Origin of the sequence: Micromonospora sp. Llam0, assembly GCF_003751085.1 — a bacterium.
Taxonomy (GTDB): domain Bacteria; phylum Actinomycetota; class Actinomycetes; order Mycobacteriales; family Micromonosporaceae; genus Micromonospora_E.
In genome coordinates this window covers 2,856,026-2,877,709 of sequence record NZ_RJJY01000001.1, presented here as the reverse complement: position 1 = coordinate 2,877,709, position 21,684 = coordinate 2,856,026, and the positions used below count along the sequence as shown (strand labels likewise).

18 protein-coding genes and 1 pseudogene are annotated in these 21,684 nt (G+C 69.7%); 8 read left to right on the top strand and 11 right to left on the bottom strand.

Features of this window, described 5'->3' with window-relative positions:
- Positions 1 to 159: 159 nt before the first annotated feature.
- From EDC02_RS12675 to EDC02_RS12645, 7 genes are all read right to left on the bottom strand, one after another.
- Positions 160 to 1,365, bottom strand: a complete 1,206-nt coding sequence (locus EDC02_RS12675; RefSeq protein ID WP_123602122.1) for an endonuclease/exonuclease/phosphatase family protein — start codon at positions 1,363 to 1,365, stop codon at positions 160 to 162.
- Complete coding sequence (locus EDC02_RS12670) at positions 1,362 to 2,363, bottom strand: glycosyltransferase family 2 protein (RefSeq protein ID WP_123602121.1); 1,002 nt, start codon at positions 2,361 to 2,363, stop codon at positions 1,362 to 1,364. Before EDC02_RS12670 ends, EDC02_RS12675 begins: the two co-directional genes overlap by 4 nt.
- Positions 2,356 to 3,291, bottom strand: coding sequence for a UbiA prenyltransferase family protein (locus EDC02_RS12665; RefSeq protein WP_123602120.1), 936 nt, complete (start codon positions 3,289 to 3,291; stop codon positions 2,356 to 2,358). The genes EDC02_RS12670 and EDC02_RS12665 overlap by 8 nt, the downstream gene beginning before the upstream one ends.
- Positions 3,212 to 4,246: an NAD(P)-dependent oxidoreductase gene (locus tag EDC02_RS12660; RefSeq protein WP_123602119.1), complete on the bottom strand. Its 1,035-nt coding sequence runs from the start codon at positions 4,244 to 4,246 to the stop codon at positions 3,212 to 3,214. Before EDC02_RS12660 ends, EDC02_RS12665 begins: the two co-directional genes overlap by 80 nt.
- A complete protein-coding gene (locus EDC02_RS12655; RefSeq protein WP_199757842.1) occupies positions 4,240 to 5,550 on the bottom strand; it encodes an aspartate aminotransferase family protein in 1,311 nt (436 codons plus the stop codon). The genes EDC02_RS12660 and EDC02_RS12655 overlap by 7 nt, the downstream gene beginning before the upstream one ends.
- A gap of 76 nt (positions 5,551 to 5,626) precedes the next feature.
- Complete coding sequence (locus tag EDC02_RS40235) at positions 5,627 to 7,474, bottom strand: glycosyltransferase (protein ID WP_158632178.1); 1,848 nt, start codon at positions 7,472 to 7,474, stop codon at positions 5,627 to 5,629.
- A 132-nt stretch (positions 7,475 to 7,606) separates the two neighbouring features.
- Positions 7,607 to 9,685 (bottom strand): AfsR/SARP family transcriptional regulator, encoded by a 2,079-nt coding sequence (locus EDC02_RS12645; RefSeq protein WP_148083440.1) that lies wholly within the window; start codon positions 9,683 to 9,685, stop codon positions 7,607 to 7,609.
- Positions 9,686 to 10,166: 481 nt separating this feature from the next.
- Here EDC02_RS12645 and EDC02_RS12640 point away from each other — a divergent pair, with 481 nt between their 5' ends.
- The 4 genes from EDC02_RS12640 to EDC02_RS12625 all read left to right on the top strand — a co-directional run bounded on the left by EDC02_RS12640 (position 10,167) and on the right by EDC02_RS12625 (position 13,630).
- Positions 10,167 to 11,213: a carboxypeptidase-like regulatory domain-containing protein gene (locus EDC02_RS12640; RefSeq protein WP_123602116.1), complete on the top strand. Its 1,047-nt coding sequence runs from the start codon at positions 10,167 to 10,169 to the stop codon at positions 11,211 to 11,213.
- Positions 11,214 to 11,560: 347 nt separating this feature from the next.
- Positions 11,561 to 12,271 (top strand): ThuA domain-containing protein, encoded by a 711-nt coding sequence (locus EDC02_RS12635; protein ID WP_123602115.1) that lies wholly within the window; start codon positions 11,561 to 11,563, stop codon positions 12,269 to 12,271.
- A complete protein-coding gene (locus EDC02_RS12630; RefSeq protein WP_123602114.1) occupies positions 12,241 to 13,359 on the top strand; it encodes a Gfo/Idh/MocA family protein in 1,119 nt (372 codons plus the stop codon). The genes EDC02_RS12635 and EDC02_RS12630 overlap by 31 nt, the downstream gene beginning before the upstream one ends.
- Positions 13,360 to 13,402: 43 nt before the next feature.
- Positions 13,403 to 13,630 carry a hypothetical protein gene (locus EDC02_RS12625; RefSeq protein WP_123602113.1) on the top strand — a complete coding sequence of 76 codons (228 nt, stop codon included), beginning with the start codon at positions 13,403 to 13,405 and terminating at the stop codon, positions 13,628 to 13,630.
- Between the two features lie 170 nt (positions 13,631 to 13,800).
- On the opposite strand, the gene EDC02_RS12620 is transcribed toward EDC02_RS12625, so the two are convergent.
- Entirely contained in the window at positions 13,801 to 15,021 is a 1,221-nt protein-coding gene (locus EDC02_RS12620; protein WP_370461445.1) for an IS110 family transposase, read from the bottom strand.
- A 260-nt stretch (positions 15,022 to 15,281) separates the two neighbouring features.
- On the opposite strand from EDC02_RS12620, the gene EDC02_RS12615 reads away from it, so the two are divergent.
- The 3 genes and pseudogenes from EDC02_RS12615 to EDC02_RS12605 form a co-directional block, all read left to right on the top strand.
- Positions 15,282 to 15,887 (top strand): cation:proton antiporter, encoded by a 606-nt coding sequence (locus EDC02_RS12615; RefSeq protein WP_123602111.1) that lies wholly within the window; start codon positions 15,282 to 15,284, stop codon positions 15,885 to 15,887.
- Between the two features lie 10 nt (positions 15,888 to 15,897).
- Positions 15,898 to 17,109 carry an RNA-guided endonuclease TnpB family protein gene (locus EDC02_RS12610; protein ID WP_123602110.1) on the top strand — a complete coding sequence of 404 codons (1,212 nt, stop codon included), beginning with the start codon at positions 15,898 to 15,900 and terminating at the stop codon, positions 17,107 to 17,109.
- A gap of 30 nt (positions 17,110 to 17,139) precedes the next feature.
- Positions 17,140 to 17,484, top strand: a pseudogene (locus EDC02_RS12605) (cation:proton antiporter); the annotation flags it as partial.
- 122 nt (positions 17,485 to 17,606) lie between these two features.
- Here EDC02_RS12605 and EDC02_RS12600 read toward each other — a convergent pair.
- The 3 genes from EDC02_RS12600 to EDC02_RS12590 all read right to left on the bottom strand — a co-directional run bounded on the left by EDC02_RS12600 (position 17,607) and on the right by EDC02_RS12590 (position 19,850).
- Complete coding sequence (locus tag EDC02_RS12600; RefSeq protein WP_233606385.1) at positions 17,607 to 18,350, bottom strand: alpha/beta fold hydrolase; 744 nt, start codon at positions 18,348 to 18,350, stop codon at positions 17,607 to 17,609.
- Positions 18,351 to 18,447: 97 nt separating this feature from the next.
- Entirely contained in the window at positions 18,448 to 19,017 is a 570-nt protein-coding gene (locus EDC02_RS12595) for a DJ-1/PfpI family protein (RefSeq protein ID WP_123602107.1), read from the bottom strand.
- A gap of 89 nt (positions 19,018 to 19,106) precedes the next feature.
- Positions 19,107 to 19,850 carry a GntR family transcriptional regulator gene (locus EDC02_RS12590; RefSeq protein ID WP_123602106.1) on the bottom strand — a complete coding sequence of 248 codons (744 nt, stop codon included), beginning with the start codon at positions 19,848 to 19,850 and terminating at the stop codon, positions 19,107 to 19,109.
- 335 nt (positions 19,851 to 20,185) lie between these two features.
- On the opposite strand from EDC02_RS12590, the gene EDC02_RS12585 reads away from it, so the two are divergent.
- Positions 20,186 to 21,673 (top strand): extracellular solute-binding protein, encoded by a 1,488-nt coding sequence (locus EDC02_RS12585; protein WP_233605887.1) that lies wholly within the window; start codon positions 20,186 to 20,188, stop codon positions 21,671 to 21,673.
- Positions 21,674 to 21,684 lie beyond the last annotated feature (11 nt).

Genomic DNA, 21,684 nt, shown 5'->3' with positions numbered 1-21,684 from the left:
GGGGGGTGATCGGCGGAGCAGGAAGGGTGCGGCAATCTGTGCCCCCAGGGACGGCGGTCGCCATTGGCTCGTCGTTACGTGATGACTACCGCCCGTCAGAGTATGGGACGTCATCGATCTGATCAACATCTACTTTCCCTAGAAGCAGGGCGCGACCCGTCAACCTACCGAGAACCACAGATGCTGCGGCCGGTGGTCGGACAGGTACTCCGCGGACGCCAGTTCGTACCGGTGCACCGTGACCGGACCTGCGGTGAACGTCCAGTCGATCCGCCAGAACGGCAGCGGCAGGCCGGCGAGGGGGTTGTCCCACTGGAAGGTCATCGGGGCGTTGAACCGCCAGCTCATCGGCAGCAGGTGGCGGCTTGCCGTGGTGGCGTCCTCGGCCACCGCCCGCAGCGGGTCGAGCGTCCCCATCGACGAGGTGGCGTTGAAGTCGCCGGAGATGATCGACGGGTTCGGGTTGGCCTGCAGATCGTCGACCAGACCCTGCACCTCGGCCTGCCGCCAGTCGAACTTGCGACGGAAGTACGCGTCCGGGTCGACCTGGGGCCGCAGGATGCTCAGGTCGATGGCGGTGGGCACGGTGACGTGCACGTTGTAGACCGAAACGGTGCTGTCCCCCACGCGCAGGTCGGTGCGCAGCACCTTGTCCCGGCTGAACACCTGGTTGAACGGTGCGTCCGGGGGCAGCTGCGCGGCCGGGCCGAAGACCGGCGTGGCCACGACCGGGAACCGGGAGATGGTGACGAGTTCACTGCGGCGCACGATGTGGTAGCCGGGGAACTCCGCCTGCAACCTGGCGTCGTCCCGGATCGGGTGATAGCCGATCTCGCCGGTGCCGGGCACCCAGATCACATGCTCCTGCAACAGGTACACGTCGGCGTCGAGCCGTTTCAGAAACCTGAGCTGCGCCTGCGGGTCGTCGTTGCTCATGCCCCAGTAGTTGGTGTTCCAACTCACCACATGCACCGCGCTGGCCGGGACGGGTCGGTCGCCGGGCCGCAGCGCGTGCAGGTTGACGCCGGACTGGTCGATGCCGGGCAGCAGCCCGGCCAGAGCCAGGGCGGCGGCCCACCGCCGACGCGGGCCGCAGGCGGCGGCGCTGAGCCCGAGCAGCAGCAGCGGCACGGCGACGAGGAACACCGGCGGCACCGCGTCGAGCAGGATCGACCAGTGCCATCTGCCGGTGGCGGCGCGACGTACGACGTTGTAGCCCAGCCACAGCACCGCCACCGCGATCAGCAGCCAGCCGTACCAACGGCGCAGGGCCCGAGCCACGCGCCGCCACCGTGGCTCGCTCCGGCCGGTGAGCGGAGGGCCGGTGGCCGGGGCAGGGGATCCGGCGATGTCGTCGATCGTCACGGCGCGGTCCTTTCGTACATGTGACGGAACTGTCGGCTGGTGAGCCAGGTGAGGACACCGACGGCGAGCCCACCGGAGACGGTGGCGTTGACCAGCAGGTGCACCGTGGTGAAGAAGACCAGGAAGGGCCAGCTCCGCTCGCGGCGGACGAACGCGTACTGGCCGGCGTCGACGGCGACGAACGCGGCCAGCAGCAGCGCGGTACCGACCAGCACCGGCGGGTACCCCACCGCCGCCGGCAGACTGAGCATCGTGAGCAGGGCCAGCACCGCCGCGGCGGCCCGGCCACCGGTCTCCATGCCCTGCATGGCCCGGCCGCGGCGCAGGTAGAACGGCACCCGCAGCCGGGCGCGGCGAAACGCCTTGCGCAGCAGGGGTATCAGGTGACTCTCGTCGGAGAGCCGCCCGCTGACGCGGGCGGTGAGCAGCATCGGGTACCGCCGGGACAGCCGCTCCGCGTGGTCGATCTCCTCGGTCTGCCGCAGCGCCGGGTTGAACCAGCCGGCGGCGTCGAACGCCGCGCGGGTCACCGCCCCGAGCGCGTAGAAGCCACCGCTGACCTCCCCCTGCGCGCTGACCCGCCAGTAGTGGTACTGGAGGATGCGGTACTGCCCGACCGGCCCTTCGACGAACAACGGCACCTTGTCCGGTACGCCGAACACCGCGCCGTACCCCCGCGGGCCGGACAGCAACGTGACCGCGTTTCCGATCGCGTCCGGATACATGATCATGTCCGCGTCGATGAAGAAGACGATGTCGCCCTTGGCGTGCCGTACGCCGAGGTTGCGGGCGGCGCCGGGCCCGCCGTTGCGCTCGGCCCGCACGAGGGTGCAGGAGTGCCGGGCGGCACGTACGGCGCTGTCGTCGGTGCTGGCGTCGTCGACCACGATGATCTCGTGCGCCGGGTAGGTCTGGGTCGACACCGACGCCAGACACAGGTCGATGGTCCGGCTGTCGTTGTACATCGGGACGACGACCGACACCTTCGGCTCATCCATGCAACTGGCTCCCTTCCAGCAGCAGCAGCCACAGCGCGGCGTTGACCAGCAGCACCCGGTCGCGCAGCAGCACCGAGACAGGGTTGCCGCCACCTGAGTCGACGAACACGACCTGCAGGTAGCGGAAGAGGGCGAACAGCGCGCACGGGACGGTCAGCAGTCCGGTGGCGCTGACCGTGGCGGCGTACGCCAGGTAGGTGACGAGGGTGGCGGCGGCGGTCAGCACCAGCAGCGCATCGACCAGGTGCTGGTTGTAGCCGGCCAGCGACGGCCGGTGGGCGGCCTCGCCGGCGAGCAGCTCGTGGCGGCGTTTGCCGAGGACGAGCAGCAGGCACACCGACAGCACGCACAGCACCAGCCAGCCGGGCGGCCGCGCCCCGACCGTCGTGTAGCCCTGCACCAGCCGCAGCACGAAGCCGGCGGCGACGACGAACAGGTCCACCAGCGGTACGTGCTTGAGGCCGAAGCTGTACGCGAGGTTCAACGGCAGGTACACCAGCAGCGGCCACCAGGTGGTCAGCGCGTCGCCGACGATCACCGCGAGGACGCCCAGCAGCAGTACTCCGAGCAGCGCCGCCGTCCGGGGGGTGACCCGTCCGGCCGCGATCGGCCGGTGCCGTTTGGTCCGGCTGGCCCGGTCGCGTTCGCGGTCGGCGATGTCGTTGAGCACGTAGACGGCCGAGGCGGCGATGACGAACGCGCCGACCGCGACGCCGAGGCGGCCCGCGGCCCGCCAGTCCATCAGCGCGGGGTCCAGCAGCGCGAGCAGGACCACCAGGTTCTTCGGCCACTGTCCGGGCCGCAGCAGCACGAACAGGTCGCGGGCGAGGCTGGTGCGGGCCGGACGGTCAGAAGAAGACCTTGGCGGCGGCGAGTGCCCCCTGCTTCCAGGGATCGCGGCTGGTGCGTCCGGTGTTCTGGGCAGCATCACGGGGCTCCTTGCGTTGGTCACGCCACCAGGCGTAGGTGTCGAGGATGGCGTCCTGGTTGGACATGAGGGGGGTGAAGCCGAGCCGGTCCCGGGCCTTGTCGATACAGACGTACGAGTCGGCGGTGAGCTTGTGCAGCAGACGTCCGTACACCGGGGACAACCGCAGCCGTTCGAGCGTGCCGAGCAGCGCGAGCGCCGGGCGGCTCGGCACCGAGACCACCCGTCTGCCGTAACCGGCGGCGTCGAGTACGGCTTGGAAGTCCTCGCGCAAGGTGCCGAAGGAGGCCGCGCCGATGTTGTAGGTGTCGTTCGCCACCGTGTCGGGTGCGTCCAGCACGGCGGTCACCGCGTCGACGAGGTCGGACAGGGCGAGCATCTGGATGCGCACGTCGCCGCGGCCGATGACCGGGAAGTTGCGGCCTTCCTCGGCCCACTCGAACAGCATGGAGAACAGCCCCATCCGGCCCGGGCCGAGGAATGTCTTGGGCCGCACGATCGGCAGGCAGGCGCCGTCGGCGCGCAGCCGCTCGGCGTACTCCTCGGCGGCCGTCTTCGCGGCGCTGTAGGCGTCGACCGGCTCCCGGGGGTGCTCCTCCGTCGTGGGTACGGTCCGGGGCAGACCGTAGACGGCGGTCGACGAGATGTGCACCACCCGGGCCACCCCGGCGCGGACCGCGGCGGACAGCACGGTCCGCGCGCCATCGACGACGATCGACCGGATCTCGGCGACCGGGTAGCTGGGCAGCGCCGACGCGCAGTGCACGACGGCGTCGGCACCCGCCACCGCCCGGGACATCGCGGCCGGATCCCGCACGTCGCCGGAGACCGCGACGTCGACCCCGGGGCGCAGATCGACGCCACGGACGTGGTGACCGTCGGCGCGCAGCCGGGCGGCCAGGTGGGAGCCGAGCATGCCGGCGGCTCCGGTGACGACGACGGTCCGGCTCACCACAGCGTGCTCACCTTCTCCCGGACGAACCGGGTGACCAGCCGGCCGAGCCCCTGGGCGAGGGTGCGGTCCAGGCTGTCCACGGCGCGTTCGACGTCCGCCGGCACGGTCACCAGACTCGGTGCGAAGATCAGCGGGTTGCGGCCGTTGAGGGTGTAGTAGGCGAACACGTCGTGGTCGTGATAGAGCGCGTTGATCACGGCGCAGGTGACCAGCTTCGTCCTGAACCGTGGGTCCTTGGCGATGCCGCCGGGGGCCAGCTTGGCGACGAGGTCGAGGATCCGTGGGCCGCCGTCGATGAAGACCCCCCACAGCGCACCGGCGCCGGCCACCTGGCTGACGATGTCCGGGTACTGCTTGGCGATCCGCGCCAGGCCGGGACGCAGGACCCGTTCCAGGTCGCGGGCCAGGGCCGGGTAGTCGTCGCCGACCGCGACGTTGACCGCCTCCAGCGCGGTGGCGCACTCCTCGCCGAAGCCGTAGTAGGTGGTGCTGGTGCTCTGCAGCAACGCGTCGCCGAGGTTGTCGTAGGCCTTGCGGTACAGCGGTTCCCGGGCGACGAACGCGGAGATCGACGACTTGCCGCCACCGAACGACTTCGACGTGGTCAGCACGTCGGGGATCAGCCCTTCGTGACGCATGAAGTAGAACAGGCTGCCGGTCTTGCCCCAGCCGGTGTAGATCTCGTCGAAGATCAGGACGATGTCCTGCTCGGTGCAGAGCTGGCGTAGGCCGTAGAGGAACTCGGCCGAGCACCAGCGGATCGTCGACGCGCTGAACGGCTCGATGAGGATGGCGTAGACGTCGCCCCGGTGGCGGGCGACGGCGGCGCGCACCGACTCCAGATCGCCGTAGGTGAAGGTGTCGATACCGGGGATGGTGGGGAAGGCGTACTGGCTCTGCCCGGTCAGGCCGCCGGAGCCCAGCAGCTTGCCGTGGAAGCTGATGTCGGCGCGCAGCACCGTCGCGCGGCGCCCGTCGTGGTACTTGTACGCGAGCTTGACCGCCCCCTCCACCGCCTCGGCGCCGGAGTTCGGCAGGAACGACATGTTCAGGTCGCCGGGGAGCAGTTGGGCGAGGTTGTGGGACAGCGCGGCCAGGTACGGAGAGAAGTAGGTCTTGTGCACCTCCATCCGGTGCCGGTCGGTGTACCGTCGTCGGGCGGCCAGGATCCGCGGGTGGTTGTGACCGTGGTTGAGCACGCCGACCCCGCCGGTGATGTCGAGGATCCGGCGGCCGTCACGCTGGTAGAGGTAGGCGCCCTCGGCGCGGTCGACCAGTTCGCGGCCGAACCCGAACGAGGTCATCAGCGACACCTGGGACTTGTTCACGTGCCGTCGGTACAGGTCGTGGACCTCGCCGACGCCGAGTCGCTCGGCGTCGTCAAGGGTGAACAGCGTGGACATGAGACTCTCCTCGATGCAGGAAACGGGCCAGGCCGAGTACGGCGAGGGAGGTGCCGATCTCGACGACGACGCAGACCAACCGGCTGGCCAGGGCGACCGTGCCGGCCACCCCCCAGGGCAGGACGGTGGCCAGCGCGGCGGCGAGCGCGAACTCGCGGACACCCCAGCCGTCGGGTGCGACGATCGACAGGCTGCCGGCCACGGTGGCCAGCGCGAACGCGCCGACGGCGACCGCAGCCGAGCGGTCGGCCGGCGCGCCGAGCGCCACCGCCAGCGCCCACAGGTGCAGGCCGGAGACGAGCCAGGACAGCAGCGCCAGCGCCAGCGCGGCGCGGACCGCCGCTCGCGGCAGCGGGGTGACCGGGCGTCGGACGAGCCGGGCGACCAGGGCGACGGGCCGGTCGAGCAGCGCCGGGCGGACCAGCAGGGCGACGAATCCGACCAGGGGCAGCAGGATCCAGGGCCCCGGCGCGGCGAGCAGTCCCACCCCGGCCCCGGCGAGGATGGTGAGCCCGATGCTGACCAGGTAGGCGGTGATCATGCGTTCGGCGGGTGCCCCGGCCTGCCGGCCCAGGTCCACGTGGGTGACCACGCCCCAGACCCGTCCGGGCAGGTACTTGCCGAGCTGGCCGAGGAAGAAGATCCGGGCCGCCGGGAGGCCGCGGACCGGGACCAGGACCCGCCACGCCACCATGCCGATCAGCAGCCCGGCCAGGTTCGTGGCGGTCGCCGCCAGCAGCAGCGGCAGGCCGGCCGGGCGGCTCAGCGCCACCAGCGGTGCGGTGCCGGCGGCGCGTACCGTGAAGCCGAGCGCGACCACGGCGGAGACCAGCACCAGCGGGGTGAGCCAGCGCGTCGGCCGGTGGCCGAGCAGCAGCCGTACGCAGCCCAGCACCGCCCCGGCGACCAGCGCGACGTGCAGCAGCAGATGCACCCCGAGGAAGAACGGCAGGAACCGCCGACCACGGTGGCGGGCGACGAACCGCAGCAGCCCGATGTCACAGACCGCGAAGACGGCGACCAGCAGCGCCGAACCGAGGGCGAAAGCCGGATGGACCAGGGCCAGCGGGAGCATGCCCAGCGCCCCCGCCACGGCGAGGATCCCGGCGGGCCGGTTCGCGGTCAGACTGGCGCGGCCCTCGCGGCGGGCCGCCAGCACGGTCCGGGCGAGCAACTGGGAGCGGCGGAACTGCTCGGCCAGCAGCGGACCGAGCCGGGCGACCTCGTCGTGCCGGGCGACGACGCGTTCGCTGAGCACGATCCGGGTACGCGGGGCGAGCCGGTCGCTGTACTCCAGGTCCTCGGAGTCGCGCAGCTCCTCGTCGAACGGCCCGACCTCGTCGAACACCGAGCGGCGGATCGCCGCCTGGGCGAAGAAGGCGGTCCGGACCGGGCCGGCGTGCCGCCGTCGCCACCAGTACGCGTGCAGCGTGCGGTACCACTCGACCGGCCCGTCGTCGACCAGCGGCTCCGGTGCGATGACCCCGTGCACGCAGCCGACCGCCGGATCGTCGCGCAGGATCGCTACCGCGTTGGCGATGGCGTCGGGCTCCAGCGCCTCGTCGGAGTCGAGGAAGAACAGCACGTCGCCGGTGGCGAGGGCGGCTCCGGTGTTGCGGGCGGCGGAGACGCCCCGGTTGTCCGGGTGGACGACGGTCCGGCATGGGAACCGCGCGGCGATCTCCCGCGAACCGTCCGTGCTGTGGTCGTCGACGACGATGACCTCGTGCGGCGGGTACGTCTGCCCGTACACCGAGCTCAGGCAGGCGTCGAGGGTCTTGGCGTAGTTGTAGTTGGGGATGACCACGGAGACGGTGAGGGCCATGCGGCCAGCAAAACAGTCACCGACTTCGATGGAATATCGCTTCGCTGTCCCGCTCGGCGGTCGCGGAGACTGACCGGCGACCCAGCGAAAGTGGTCGATGCCCGATCGATAGTCGCCGGATACCGGGTGCGGCTAACCGCTGGCCGTACGCGGCGTACCGGTGACGTCGTCACCGGCCGGGCCCTGCCAGCCGAGCCGGGCGGCCTGGTGCACCGCGGCCATCAGGGTGGGCAGTTCGGCCGCCAGCCAGCTGATCGGATCGGCGCGCAGCCGGTCCACCACCGCGTCGGTCACCGTCGGCGACGGCATGTCCGTGCCGGCTCCCTCCGTCGGTTGGCTCGCCGTACCGGACAGGTACAGGCAGGTGGCCCAGACCCGGCGCAGCGACTGCTCCCGGATGACTGCGGTGTCCTCGACATCGGCCCGTTCCGCGGCGAACACGCGGACCAGCGCCGGCAACCGGTACAGCGGCTGGCCGCCACCCGGCGCGCGATCCGCGTCCACCAGTTGCGCGTCGGTCAACTGTTCGAGCAGGTCCTCGGCGACGTTCGGGTCGGTGTCCAGCAGCGCCGCCGCGACCCAGGCCGGGAGCTGAGCGCAGTCCAGCAGCGCGAGCCGGCGCAGCAGCCGGCGGGGGCCGTCGGGCAGGGCCCGGTAGCTACCCGCCAGGCTCGCCCGCACACTGAGCGGTCCGTGCTCCAGCTCGTCGAGCAGCCGCGTGTCGTCACGCATCCGCGCCACGAGTTGACCGATGCCCCAGTGCTCCCGCGCGGTCAGCCGGGCACCGGCGATACGCAGGGCGAGGGGCAGTCCGCCACAGAAGGTGACGAGAGCGTCCGCCGCGTCCGCCTCGGTGTCCACCCGCCGGTGACCGACGATCTTGGCGAGCAGCCGCAGCCCGTCGGCCGGACTGAGCAGCCGGGGCCGGACCCGGTGCGCGCCGGGCAGGCCCACCAACGCGGATCGGCTGGTGACGAGCACGCCGCAGGTGCCGCTACCGGGTAGCAGCGGCTGGACCTGCGACTCGTCGGTGACGCCGTCGAGTACGACGAGGATCCGCTGACCCGCGAGTCGGCTCCGGTACAGCTGGGTCTGCTCGTCGATCTCCGCTGGGATGTCGGCCCGGTCCACGCCGAGCGCGCGGAGGAAGCGCCGCAGGACCTGCTCCGTACGGCCGTGCGCCGGGTCGAGCGACGCGTAGAGCTGCCCGTCCGGGTAGCCGGGAAGCATGCGGTGTGCCACGTGCAGGGCCAGGGCGGATTTTCCGATGCCGGCACGGCCGGTGACACTGACCACCGGTACCGCCCGTCCGTCGGCCCTGCCTGGAGCCAGCGCGTTGCAGGCGGCGGTGACCTCGTCCTGGCGGCCGACGAAGTCTGCTGTGTCCGTCGGTAGCTGGTGTGGCGTGGGGCGCGGTGCCGCCGGCTGGTACGTCCGGCGGGTATCGGCGCGGTGCGTGGGTAGTTCGAGGTCGGACTCGCCACGGAGAATTCCCTGTTCGAGGCGGCGCAACTCGTCGCCCGGCTCGATGCCGAGCAGGTCGACGAACGCAGTCCGCGCGGCGTGGTAGATGTTCAGCGCCTCCGCCTGCCGGCCCGAGCGGTACAACGCCAGCATCAGAAGTGCGTACAGCCGCTCGCGTAGCCGATGGCGTTCGATGAGCCAGATCAGCTCACTGACCACCTCTTCGTGGCGGCCCAAGGCCAGATCGAGCCGGATCCGCTCCTCGATCGCGGCGGTACGTAACTCCTCCAGCCGTTTCCGGCCTGCCTCGAGAATCCGCCCCGGCAGGCCGGCCAGGGCGGGACCGGTCCACAGCGCCAGAGCCGCACGCAGCCGTTCGGCGGCGGCGGCCAGGTCACCGACGGACGCGATGGAGCGTGCCTCGGCGATAAGCCGGCCGAACACGTCGACGTCGAGTTGACCGTCGGCGACCCGGAGCAGATATCCGCAGCGGTGCGTTTCGAAAGGGCTGGCCAGGTCACGACCGGTAAAGGCCCGGCGCAGGGTCGACAGACAGATCTGCACCTGGCCGCGCGCGGTCGACGGAGGCGTGTCCTCCCACACCGCGTCGATGAGCCGATCCATCGGTACGACGCGGTTGGCCTCCAGCGCGAGGAGCGCCATGATCACCTGGCTGCGGCGCCCCGGTAGGCGGAAGTGCTGCCCGTGGTAGCCGACGCGAAGGGGCCCCAGTATTTCTACACGCACGCTGTTACCTCCGGTAGTCACTCCGGTTCTTCTGCGGTGTCATTGACGCGTCATTCCATGGGAGTGAATGGTCTTGACCACTCCTTCGCGGCGGTCCGACGAGGCGCTACGGCCAATAATGAGAAAATCCAGCTGATTCACGAAAGTCTATCACTTGTAATCGCTTGCCTCCATGGCGTGATCGCAACCGGCGGTGTGGCATCGGGCACTTTTGCGTGATGGGTGGACGTCAGTATGGAGATAACCGCTGTCAATTAACTATAAATGATCTTTTCTGGCTGGTGGTTTCATTCCTGTACGGGTGGCCGTATTTCAAGTAGAGGTCGCACTCGATGGTCCAGGCGTGCCCGAAGGTCACTTCGCGACGGTCCGCCGAGGCGTTGTGTCGGTTGTTGTGGATGGTGAACTCGTTCCTAGATCCGACAATGCGCTTCTGGTGGCAGCGGGTACGGTCGGGCGCCATCGTGACTAGGAGTCCATCATGTACGGATTGTTGACCCGGTCCGGTCTCCGGTTCGCCGTCCTGCTGCTCGTGTCACCCGTGTTCGCCACCGGCGCGTCCACCGTGTCTGCTGCGGACCAGGCCCCTGACCGGGGCGCTACGGCCGAATCGGGAGTGGTGAGCACCACCGTTCGCGACGCCGTCACCGGCCTGCCCGCCCGCGCGTGCGTCCGATTCGTGCCGATGGAACGCGACCGGTACACCTTGATCGATCTCGGCGACCTGCAGCTCGGCCGGGGTAGTCACTGTGCTGCTGCGGACGGCACACTCCTCGCGGACGGTGTCGAACCGGGCCGCTACCAGCTCTTCGTCAGCCCGCCGTACGACGAGCAGCGGCACGGGCTGCAATGGGTCGGGACGCATGGTGGCACCGGGCAACGGCATCGTGCCGCCGTGATCCGGGTCCGGGCCGGTGCCGTGACCTCCGCGCCACAGATCCGACTCGATCCGCCGGGCGAGATCACCGGCACCGTCACTGCCGCAGCCACCGGCCGGCCGGTGGCCGGCGTGTACGTCGGGCTGGTCCCCATGGTGCCGCATCCGAAGTACACCCCGGATGTGGCGATCACTGACGCCGTCGGCCGCTACACGGTCGGTAGGCTCGGACCGTACGACTGGGCGCTACAGTTCTCCGGTCCGCAGATCGCGACCCAGTGGTCCGGCGGGGTCGGTAACGCCCGACTTGCCCGGACGGTGCCGGTGCGGGCGGGCGGCAGCAGCACATTGGACCAGCCGTTGCGCGGCGCGACCGTGGTGCGCGGCAACGTTGTGGTCGACGAACTGCCCAGCTACAGCCCGGTGATTGCCTTCAACGCGGTTACCGGTGACGTCTCTGGTGTGGATTACGTCGGTGACACCTACCAGTTGCAAGTGCTGCCCGGTCAGGCAATCAAACTGCGCTGCGACTGCGGCTTTGGTCTTAGCCGTTGGCATCCGAGCGGCGACGTCTTCCGTGAGGCGAGGTTGGTCTGGGTTGGTCGTTCAGAGGTCATCATCGACTTCGACATGACCGTCCCCAGCCAGTAGGCACTCGCTGCGCCCCACTGGGGCAACCGAAGCGTCAGTAACCGGTTCCGCGTGGAACCAAGGAAGACGGTGGCGTACCCGCAGGCTCGTCGTGTCGGTTCTGCTGCGAGTGACCGACTCCGCTCGGCGAACATGGCCCTGACGCCGTCCGGCAGCCACCTGGTCCAGTGACTGGGTGCTGCCGTTGGACCAGCAGCGCCGAGGTCGGGTTGAGCGCGCCGATTGGGAGTTCGCGCCGCGGGTCCGGTCGGCCCTGATCGGGTACGGTTGTCGATGATCGGAAGCTGCGGGCGTCGGCCGGCGGCAGCGGAGGCCAGCAGGCGACGGACCGGGGGAGGGAGTCAGGCGTGGCGCTGCGGAGAGCCCTTGTGGTCCGAGGCGGGTGGGAAGGGCACCGGCCGGTCGAGGCGACGGAGCTGTTCATCCCGTTCCTCGAACGCGGCGGATACACGGTACGGGTGGAAGGGTCGACGGAAATCTACGCCGACGCCACCGAACTGGCCGGCACCGACCTTATCGTGCAGTGCGTGACGATGTCGCAGATCACCGGGGAGCAGGTGGCAGGTCTGGCTTCGGCGATCGCGGCCGGGACGGGCCTCACCGGCTGGCACGGCGGCATCGTCGACTCGTTCCGCGCCTGCTCGGACTACCTGCACCTGGTGGGCGGCCAGTTCGTCACCCACCCGGGCATCGAGCCGTGTGAACGCAGCGGCACGGAGAAGGACAACTTCCTGCCCCACTCGGTCACCATCACCGACCTCGGTCGGGAACATCCGATCACCGCCGGGATCGCCGACTTCGACCTGGTCACCGAGCAGTACTGGGTGCTGCACGACGACCTGATCGACGTGCTGGCCACCACCACCCATCCGAGGCAGGCATGGCACCCGTGGCACCGGCCGGTCACCTCGCCGGCGATCTGGACCCGAAACTGGGGGGCCGGGCGGATCGTCGTGACGACTCCGGGACACAGCCTCGACGTGCTGGAGCACCCGGGTGTCCGAACCGTCATCGAGAGGGGGATGGTGTGGGCGACCCGCACGGCGTCGGCGTCGTAGGTCTCGGGGTCATCTCCCGGGCGTACCTGAACACGCTCGCCAACCACCCCACGGTGCGGGTCGTCGCGGTGGCCGACCTGGACGCGGCCCGAGCCGTCGCAGCCGCCGCCGCGATTCCCGGTGCCGAGGCGGTGAGCGTCGAGCGACTGCTCCATCACCCCGACGTGGCGACGGTGCTCAACCTCACGATCCCGGCGGCGCACGCCGAGATATGCGGCGCGGCGATCGACGCCGGCCGCAACGTCTACGTCGAGAAGCCGCTCACCGTCACGTTTCCGCAGGGCCGGTCGATCATCGACCGGGCGGCGTCGGCTGGAGTCCGCGTCGGTTGCGCGCCGGACACCGTCCTGGGCACCGGTACGCAGACCGCCCGGGCGGCGATCGACGGTGGACTGATCGGGCGCCCGCTCTGCGCGTCGGCCGTCATGGTCACCCCGGGACATGAGCGCTGGCACCCTGACCCCGACTTCTACTACGCACCGGGCGGCGGCCCGCTCATGGACATGGGGCCGTACTACATCTCGGCGCTGGTCCACCTGCTCGGGCCGGTCCGTGCGGTGATCGGGGCGGCCAGCCAACTGCGCGATGTCCGGGTCATCGGCTCGGGCCCCCGCCTCGGGCAGCGGATCCCGGTCGAGGTGCCGACCCACGTGACCGGGGTGCTGGAACACGCGGGCGGCGCCCTGACCACCCTCACGACCAGCTTCGACGGTGTCGCGACCACGGCCGCGCCGATCGAGGTGCAGGGGGAGGACGGCACCCTCGCCGTACCCGATCCGAACACCTTCGACGGCGAGGTCCGCCACCTCGCGCTGGACGGCCCCGGCTGGCGCTCCCTCGAACCGCAGGCGGGCTACGTCGCCGCCTCCCGTGGGGTCGGCCTGATCGACCTGGTCCGGTCCGACGAGATGCGCCCACCACGGGCCAGCGGTGAGATGGGGCTGCACGTACTCGACATCATGACCGCCCTGCTCCGGTCGGCTGCCGAGGGCCGGCGGGTCGAGCTGACGACGGCGGTCGAACGCCCCGCACCCGTCCCGTTGACCGCGGCCGAGAAGTGGCGGTCGGCCCTCGCGTCCGGGCGCTGAGAAGTGAGTCGGAAACAGTCGACGCTCCGATAGGGAGGCGCGGTTGGACGCGCTCATAGCCGGCACGCTGGCGCTCGTTCTGGCCGGCGTGCTGGTTACGGCGGCGGTGGGGCGCTGGCTGGCGGGGAGGCTCAAGCAGCCGGAGATCGTCCTTGAGATCACCGTCTGCCTGTTGCTGGGCGTCACAGGTGGGCTGGGGCGCGCCGGAGACCGCAGGGGCGGGAGGTGCTCGAGTTTCTGGGGCACTTCGGTCTCGCCCTGTTTCTGGTGAGCGTCGCCCATGGCATTCGGCAGGGTGGCGAACGGCTCTCCGGTCGAGCCGTGGCCTGGTTGTCGGCGGGGTCCACCCTACCGGCCATGGTGTCCGGCGTACTGCTCGCGGCCTGGGTGTTGACGGTGGGCGGCGCCGACCTGTGGGGGGGGGTGTCCCTATGGGTTGTGTCAAGCAGCGAGGCGGGGTTCGTCCGCCGGTGTGGGCTGGTATGGCCGTTGGGTGCGGAGCATGGCGTGGAGGACGTCGACGCGGCGGCGGGCGAGGCAGATAAGGGCGGCGTTGTGCTTCTTGCCCTCAGCGCGTTTGCGGTCGTAGTAGGCGCGGCTGAGCGGGTCTGCCAGGGCGGCGAACGCGGACAGGAAGAACGCGCGTTTCAGCTGCTTGTTGCCGCCCTTGGGCGGGTGTTCACCACGGATGCTGGTGCCGGAGCGGCGGGTGACCGGGGCCAGACCGGCGTAGGCGGCCAGGTGGCCGGCGGTGGGGAACGAGCTGCCGTCGCCGACTTCGAGCAGAATGCGGGCCGCGGTCCTGACGCCGATGCCGGGCATCGAGGTCAGGACCGGGGCGAGAGGGTGCGCATCAAGCATCCCCTCGACCTGTTCGGCGACCTGGTCGCGTTGGCGCAGCAGGTCACGCAGGCTGTCGGCGAGTCGGGGAAGGACGGTTTCGGCGGCGGTGGTGCCGGGGACCACGACGGTCTGCGCGTCGAGCGCGGTGAAGATCTGTTCGACCAGGCGGGCACCCATGCGTGGCGCGCGGGCCTTGACGATCTCGGTGAGTTTCGCCCGGCCGGCCCTGCGTAGCCCGGTGGGTCCGCCGCACCGCGAGATGGCCTCCAGGACGGCGGGGTGCTGCAGTTTCGGTCCCAGAACACGTTCCAGGGGTGGGTGGATCTGGGTGAGCAGGCCCCGGATGCGGTTGCCCACGCGGGTGACCTCGCCGGCGAGGTCGTCGTCATAGCCGACCATCACCTCCAGCTCTGCCAGGGCCTCATCGCCGGTGTCGACCCGACGCAGGGTGTGAGGCAGGGTACGGGCGGCGTCGGCGATGACGTACGCGTCGCGGGCGTCGGTCTTCGCGGTGCCGGGGTGCAGGTCGGCCAGCCGGCGCATGACCAGACCGGGTAGGTAGGCCACCTGGTGGCCGCAGGCGCGGGCGACCGCGACGGGTAGCGCGCCGATTGAGGCGGGCTGGTCGACCACGGCCAGGATCCGGCCGTGCCGGGCGAGTTTGTCGAACAGTTTCCGCAGCCCGGCTTCGGTGTTGGGCAGGGTCGCGTCGTGCAGCCGTTTGCCGTCGCGGTTCAACGCGACCGCGTGGTGTCCTTCCTTGCCGACGTCGAGTCCGATGAAGACGCCGAACCCGTCGTGCACAGCTTGCCTCCTCACGGCGATGGCCTGGCTCGGCCGCCGGTCATAGCGTCGGACTGCCGGCATCCACGTTACGGAGAGACCTACCCCACGGACGGGGTGGCCGGGTCCCTATCAGCGGTCCGCCGACGCCACCCGGCTCGGCGACAACACCCCCCGGATCATGCGTACGACAGGGGCATTCAGTCATACCGAGCCGGGCGACCGAGCCGTCCCCGGCTGGGGACGATCAAAAAGGTAACGGGGAGAGAGAGGCGTCGCCTGCGGCGTTGACACTGATGCTGGCTGTCTCGCTGGCGGTCACGGCGGTCCCGGTGCTCGCGGGCATCCTGCGGGACCGGCGGATGGAGAACACCAGGATCGGCCGGCTCGCCATGACCTCAGCCGTGGCCATCGACGCTGTCACCTGGGTGGTGCTGGCCGTCGCTATCGGTCTCGCCACCGGACAGGATGGTGCCGTCAAAGCGGTGACCGTACTCCTCTGCGGTATTCCAGCGGTGCTGGCGGTCCGGTGGATCGCCCGGACCAAGGCACTCGAAACGCTGGCGAGCCGGTACCCGTACGCGGCCATGATCTTGGTCGCTGTCATCGCCTATGCCGCTTCGCAGACCACCAGAGGGCTCGGTCTCACCGAGATCTTCGGGGCTGTCCTGGTGGGCTTCGCCCTTCCCGGCGACGGGGCCTGGGCGCGGGTGAGCCACCAACTGGGCCGGCTCGGCCGCCTGCTGCTCCCGGTCATCAGAGTCCTTCCGTGGATACTCCGGCCTTCAGGCCGGGGAGGAAACGGAACCCCTGCGGAGCAGGGCAGGCAAAGCCGATCCGCCGCCAAGGCGGATCGGCGTCCACCCCACACGCAACCCCACGGCTCACGACCGAATCGCTAGACTGTGGACTGTGTCCCGGACCGTGAAGCGGGCGTTCAGGTACCGCTTCTACCCCACCCCCGGGCAGGCCGCCGAGCTCGCCCGGACGTTCGGCTGTGTCCGGCTGGTCTACAACATGGCCCTGGCCGCCCGCACCGAGGCGTGGACCCAACACCGGCAACGGATCACCTACAACGCGACGTCGGCGATGCTCACCGCGTGGAAGAAGACCGACGACCTCGCGTTCCTCAACGACGTCTCCTGCGTCCCTCTGCAGCAGGCGCTGCGGCACCTGCAGACCGCGTTCACCAACTTCTGGGCCAGACGGGCCCGGTATCCGACGTTCAAGTCGAGGAAGCGGTCGCGTCGGTCGGCGGAGTACACCGCCAGCGCGTTCCGGTGGCGCGACGGTCGGCTGACCCTGGCGAAGATGTCCGATCCGTTGGACATCGTCTGGTCCCGACCGTTGCCGGAGGGTGCGGCGCCGTCGACGGTGACCGTGTCGCAGGACCCGGCGGGCCGCTGGTTCGTGTCCCTGCTCTGCGACGACCGGATCGAACCGGCCCCGGCGTCGGGTGCCGTGGTGGGGGTCGACGCCGGCCTCGACAGCCTGTTCACCCTGTCCACCGGGGAGAAGATCCCCAACCCGAAGCACGAACGCCGCGACCGCGATCGGCTGGCCCGGGCCCAGCGGAACCTCGCGCGCAAGGCCCGAGGTTCGGCGAACCGGGCCAAGGCCCGGTTGGCGGTGGCCCGGGTTCATGCCCGGATCGCCGACCGCCGCCGCGATCACCTGCACAAGTTGACCACTCGGCTCGTTCGTGAAAACCAAACGATCGTGATCGAGGACCTGACCGTCCGCAACATGATGGCCAATCACAGTCTGGCCCGCGCCGTCTCGGATGCGGGCTGGCGGCGGTTCCGCAGCATGCTGACCTACAAGACCGACTGGTACGGCCGCGATCTGGTGGTCGTGGACCGCTGGTTCCCGTCGACCCGACTGTGCTCCGCGTGTGGCGTACTGGCCGAGCGGATGCCGTTGGCGGTCCGGTCGTGGACCTGCCGGTGCGGGCAGGCCCATGACCGGGACGTGAACGCGGCCCGCAACATTCTCGCGGAGGGGCTCTCCGTGATTGCCTGTGGAGGCGGTGTAAGACCTCACCGGGAGTCCTCCTCTCGGACGGGGCGGTCGTCGGTGAAACAGGAACCCCCTGGGGCGACCCAGGGAATCCCCGTCCCTTAGGGCGGGGAGGAAGTCAAGTTCACCCTCACCGGAGCGGCGCTGGCGGCCGGCGTGCCGAACGTCGTCTCCTGGGAGGCGATCGTCATCGCCACCGTCCTTGCGATCGTCTCGAAGCTGGCGGGCAGTTATGCGGGTGCCCGCCTGGGTGCGCAGTCGCGACTCGCGAGTCTCAAGCTGGCGGCACTGATGAACACGCGTGGCCTCACGGAGATCGCCGTTCTCCAGGCCGGCTACAGCGCGGGCATCCTTGCTCCCGGTCTGTTCCTGGCGCTGATCATCATGGCGTTGATCACCACCGGGCTCAGTGGCCCTCTGCTGTGGGCCGTCGACCGATATGCCGGTGCCCGTTCGGCGAAACTGGAACCGGCTGCGTAGGTATCGGACGGTGGACCACCTCGCGGCTGTCACAGGACGTACCCGGGCTGCTCATCCGGCCAGGTGCGTCACCGAAACTCTTCTTCGGCACTCGACGCGGGCTGCGGTCCTGCCGCAGCAAGTTAGTGATAGCGGTCGCGCCGGAGGAAGCACGACAGCAGTTGCCTGAACTCGAGCGGGTGCTCGATCGCCGGCACGTGCCCGCATCGGCCGAGCACGTGCAGACGGACATCGGCCAGGTGTTCGAGCAGGGGCAGGGCTGCCGTCGCGAGCGGGGTGACCCGGTCCTCGGCGCCGTGGACGAGCAGCACGGGCGCGTGGACCTCGGCCAGCGTCTGCGCCGAGAGGGTGAGCTCGTCGGCCCACCGCGCCCTAGGTGGGGGGAACAACGACGCGAATGCGGCCGCACCCGCTCGCATCGCAGCCGCACGGGCAGCGACGGCCGACTCGGTCACGAGCGCTTGGTCGAGGACGAGGCGACTCAGCATGTCTCGTGCCCCGAGCGGGCCGGCGGGGGCGGCCCAGATAGCGTCGAGCTCGGCGGACAGCGGCGCCCCAGGGGCGCCCATCGTCGAAACTGCCACGACATGGGTGACCCGCTGGGGGCGCGTGGCCGCCAATGCCAGCGCCACGGCACCGCCCATGGAGTGACCCACCACGGAGTATGACTCGATACCGAGAGTATCCATCAGGCCGGCGGCCTGCTCCGTCCACAGCCGGAGCCCACCTCGGGAGCCCGCCGGGATGGGTGTACGGCCGAACCCCGCCTGGTCAGGAGCCACCAGGTGCCAGGATGTGCCCAGCGCCTGCGACGTTGTTGCCCAGGCTCCGGACCCGGTCGTGCCGGGTCCGGAGCCGTGCAGCATCAGCACTGCGGGCCCGGAGCCGCTCTCCAGGACGTGGACGGGGGAGCCGTCGACGGTGACGGTCCGAAGTGCCGTCACCGGTGCGGGCCAGGCGTGCTCATGCCGACGCGGGCTTGACGGACTTCGAGAAGAGCTCCATCATCGCCCTGCCGAACTGCGGCATGTCGGGCCATCCGCGGCAGGAGACGAGGTTGCCGTCCACGACGTCGGGAGCGTCGACGACCGTCGCGCCCGCGTTCTCCATGTCCCCGGTGATGGGCGGGAAGCACGCCGTCCTTCGACCCTTGAGCAGCCCGTACACCGCTGGCACCTGCGCGCCGTGGCACACCAGCGCGATCGGGAGGTCACGCGCGAAGAAGTGCTCGGTGATGCGCCTGACGTCGGCGTCGACCCGGATCCACTCGGGGGCACGTCCCCCGGGGATGATGAGGGCGTCGTAGCGCTCGACGTCGACCTCCGCCCAGGGCACGTCGACCGGCAGCTTCCGGCCATTCTTCTCCACGTAGGCGTCGGAGTTGGGGTCGAACTCGTGGATGACCAGCTGTACGTCACGCATCGTCCGTGACGAGACGTCAACGTCCCAGCCGCCCTCCTGTACGCGGTAGTAGGGATACATGGTGTCGAGCTCCTCGGCGGCGTCGCCGGTCAGGAGCAGTGCTCTGGGCACCTGCTTCTCCTCGCATCTGGGGGCGGGTGAGGTAGATCAAATACGATCCGATCCGATTTGAGCTAGCATTCCCCGGCCCGGCCCGCCCGTCAAGCCTTCACCGCCATCCCGTCCGCGTCCTTGGCCTCGTCGAACAGTCGTCGGAACCGCTCGCCGGACAGCAGGATGTGGCGACGCATGGCGTAGGCGGCGGCGTCGGGGTCACGCGCGGCGATCGCGGCCAGAACTTCTTCGTGCTCGGCCATGGCCAGGTGAGTGACCTGGGTGTCATGGAGAAGCCGGAACAGGTGCACGTGCGTGTGCAGGCGAGCGAGCGCTTCGCGGATGACCTGGTTCCCCGCGCTCAGGGCGATGAGATCGTGAAAAGCGGCGTCGCGCAGCCCGAAGGCACCGTAGGCCATGCGCCCGCTACCCCCCTCCAGCTCTGCCATCTCCTCCAGCATCCGTTGCAGACCGACCACCTGCTCTGAGGATGCGCGCTCGGCGGATCTGCGCGCCGCTGCCGGCTCGAGGAGCAGGCGGATCTCGAGCATGTCCTCGAATCGGTGCCGGGTGATTTGAGGTGGAATGCGGTAGCCGGCGTGGGGCACACGCACGACCAGACCCTCGGCCTCCATGCGGTTCAGGGCGTCTCGAATCGGCGTCTGCGAGACCCCCAGCTCTCGCGCCAGTACGTCGATCGTGACGCGGGAGCCAGGCTCGATCCGTAGCGACATCAGCTGTCCGAGCAGCGTGTCGTACACCTCGTCGGCAAGCCGGCCGCGAGATCGTTCCGGCGGCGCTCCGCCCGTCATGGCCCCACGGCCCCGCGCGATCATCGCTTCGTCGTCCATCGTGACGTGAGGTCCCTTCTCGCGTCTCCGCGAACCTGTTGACATCGGTCGCAACGCTGCTGCATGCTGACGCCGTCCACCCGAATCGTATAGGAACGGTGACGGAGGCTGGCAATCCTGCACCATCGCCGAACCGCCTGCCAGCGCTCTACTTCGATCACCTGAAGCTTCCATGAGCATGCTCGGCGCCCTGCTCGGTTCGCCACCGGGCCGCACCAGGACCGAAGGACTTCTCGGCTGCATGACCCCGGTACGTCGCGGCGTACTCGTGACGCCGGTCTGCGGGTCGTCCCCCGCGACAGCACGGTGACACGCCTGTACAACGCAGCGACTGCTTGGCGAAGCATGCGGCAGGGCTCAAAGAAGTCCCTACCCAGAAAGCAGGCACTAAGATGCGATATCAGACGCGTATCGGACAAATAACCTTCACCGGGCGAAAGGCGCGGATGGCGGCGGCGGCCGTGCTGGTCGCCACGATGGTGGCGGCCTGCGGCGGCGGCCAGGACGACGGCGGGCAGGGGGGCGCCCCGAAGGCGCCGGCGACCATCCCGACGCTCACCGAGGACCCGTTGACCCTCAGCTTCATCTGGTTCGACTGGCCCCCCGCCCACGCGCTGGAAGCCTTCGCGAACGCGGAGTACACAACCGAGCGGCCGAACGTGACCATCAAGGTCAACACCGTGCCGAACGCGAACTGGCACGACGCGATGTTCACCCAGTTCGCCGCGCGCAAGACCGACTTCGACATCGCGATCCTGGACTCGCAACACATCGGCGAGGCCGTGACGAACGGCAACATTCTCGACATCACCGACTTCGTCAACGAGAACATCGACGTCGAGGCCTACGACCCGTACCTCCTGGCGGCCTACGGCCAGTTTCCCCAGGCCGAGACCGGCCAACGCGACGAGAACGCCAGCCTGTACGGCCTGCCACTGCTCGGCGACACCTGGACGATGATCTACCGCAAGGATCTGATCGGCGACGAGCCACCGGAGACCTGGGATCAGATGATCTCGGTCGCCGAGAAGTGCCAGGCGGACAACCCTGGTGTCAGCGGGCTGGCTTTCCACCAGGCCAACGGCTCCGACGCCGCGGCCGTCACGTACAACACGGTCAACGGCGTCTACGGCGGCAACCTCTGGAACGCCAAGGAGCGCAAGATCGACGGCGTCCTCAACGACGAGGCGGGGCACGAGGCGATGGACGTCCTGGTCAACAAGATGAAGCCGCTGACCGCCAAGGGCTCCGGCAACTGGTTCATCGACGAGGTGAACGCGGCGGTCGCCCAGGGCAAGGCATGCATCGCGTTCAACTGGATCGCCGCGAGCGGTGGCCTGCTCGACCCGGAGCAGTCGACGCTCGGCACCACGCGCGAGGAGATTCTCGACAAGCTGGGGTTTGCCACCCTGCCGACCCAGAAGACGGATCTGGTGCCCCTCGGCGGCATGGGGATGCACGTGTCGGCCTACGCCTCCGAGGCGCACCAGGCGGAGGCCCTGAACTTCATGAAGTGGTTCGAGCAGGCTGAGATCCAGAAGAAGTGGGCCTCGGCCGGTGGTGTGCCATCGCGCACGGACGCGCTGCAGTCGCCCGAGTTCCTCGACGCCCAGCCGTTCAACCAGGTGTACACCGACTCGGTTCCACGGATGCGGGACATGTGGAACGTGCCTGAGTACGCGCGTCTCGTCGACATCGAGAACACCAACGTGAACGCGGCGCTCAACGGAGTGAAGACGCCGAAGGAGGCGCTCGACGACATCGCCAGGGAGCAGCAGAGCGTGCTCGACTCCAGCGGCCGTAAGGGTGGCGGCGGACTGTGAGTGACGCCGCC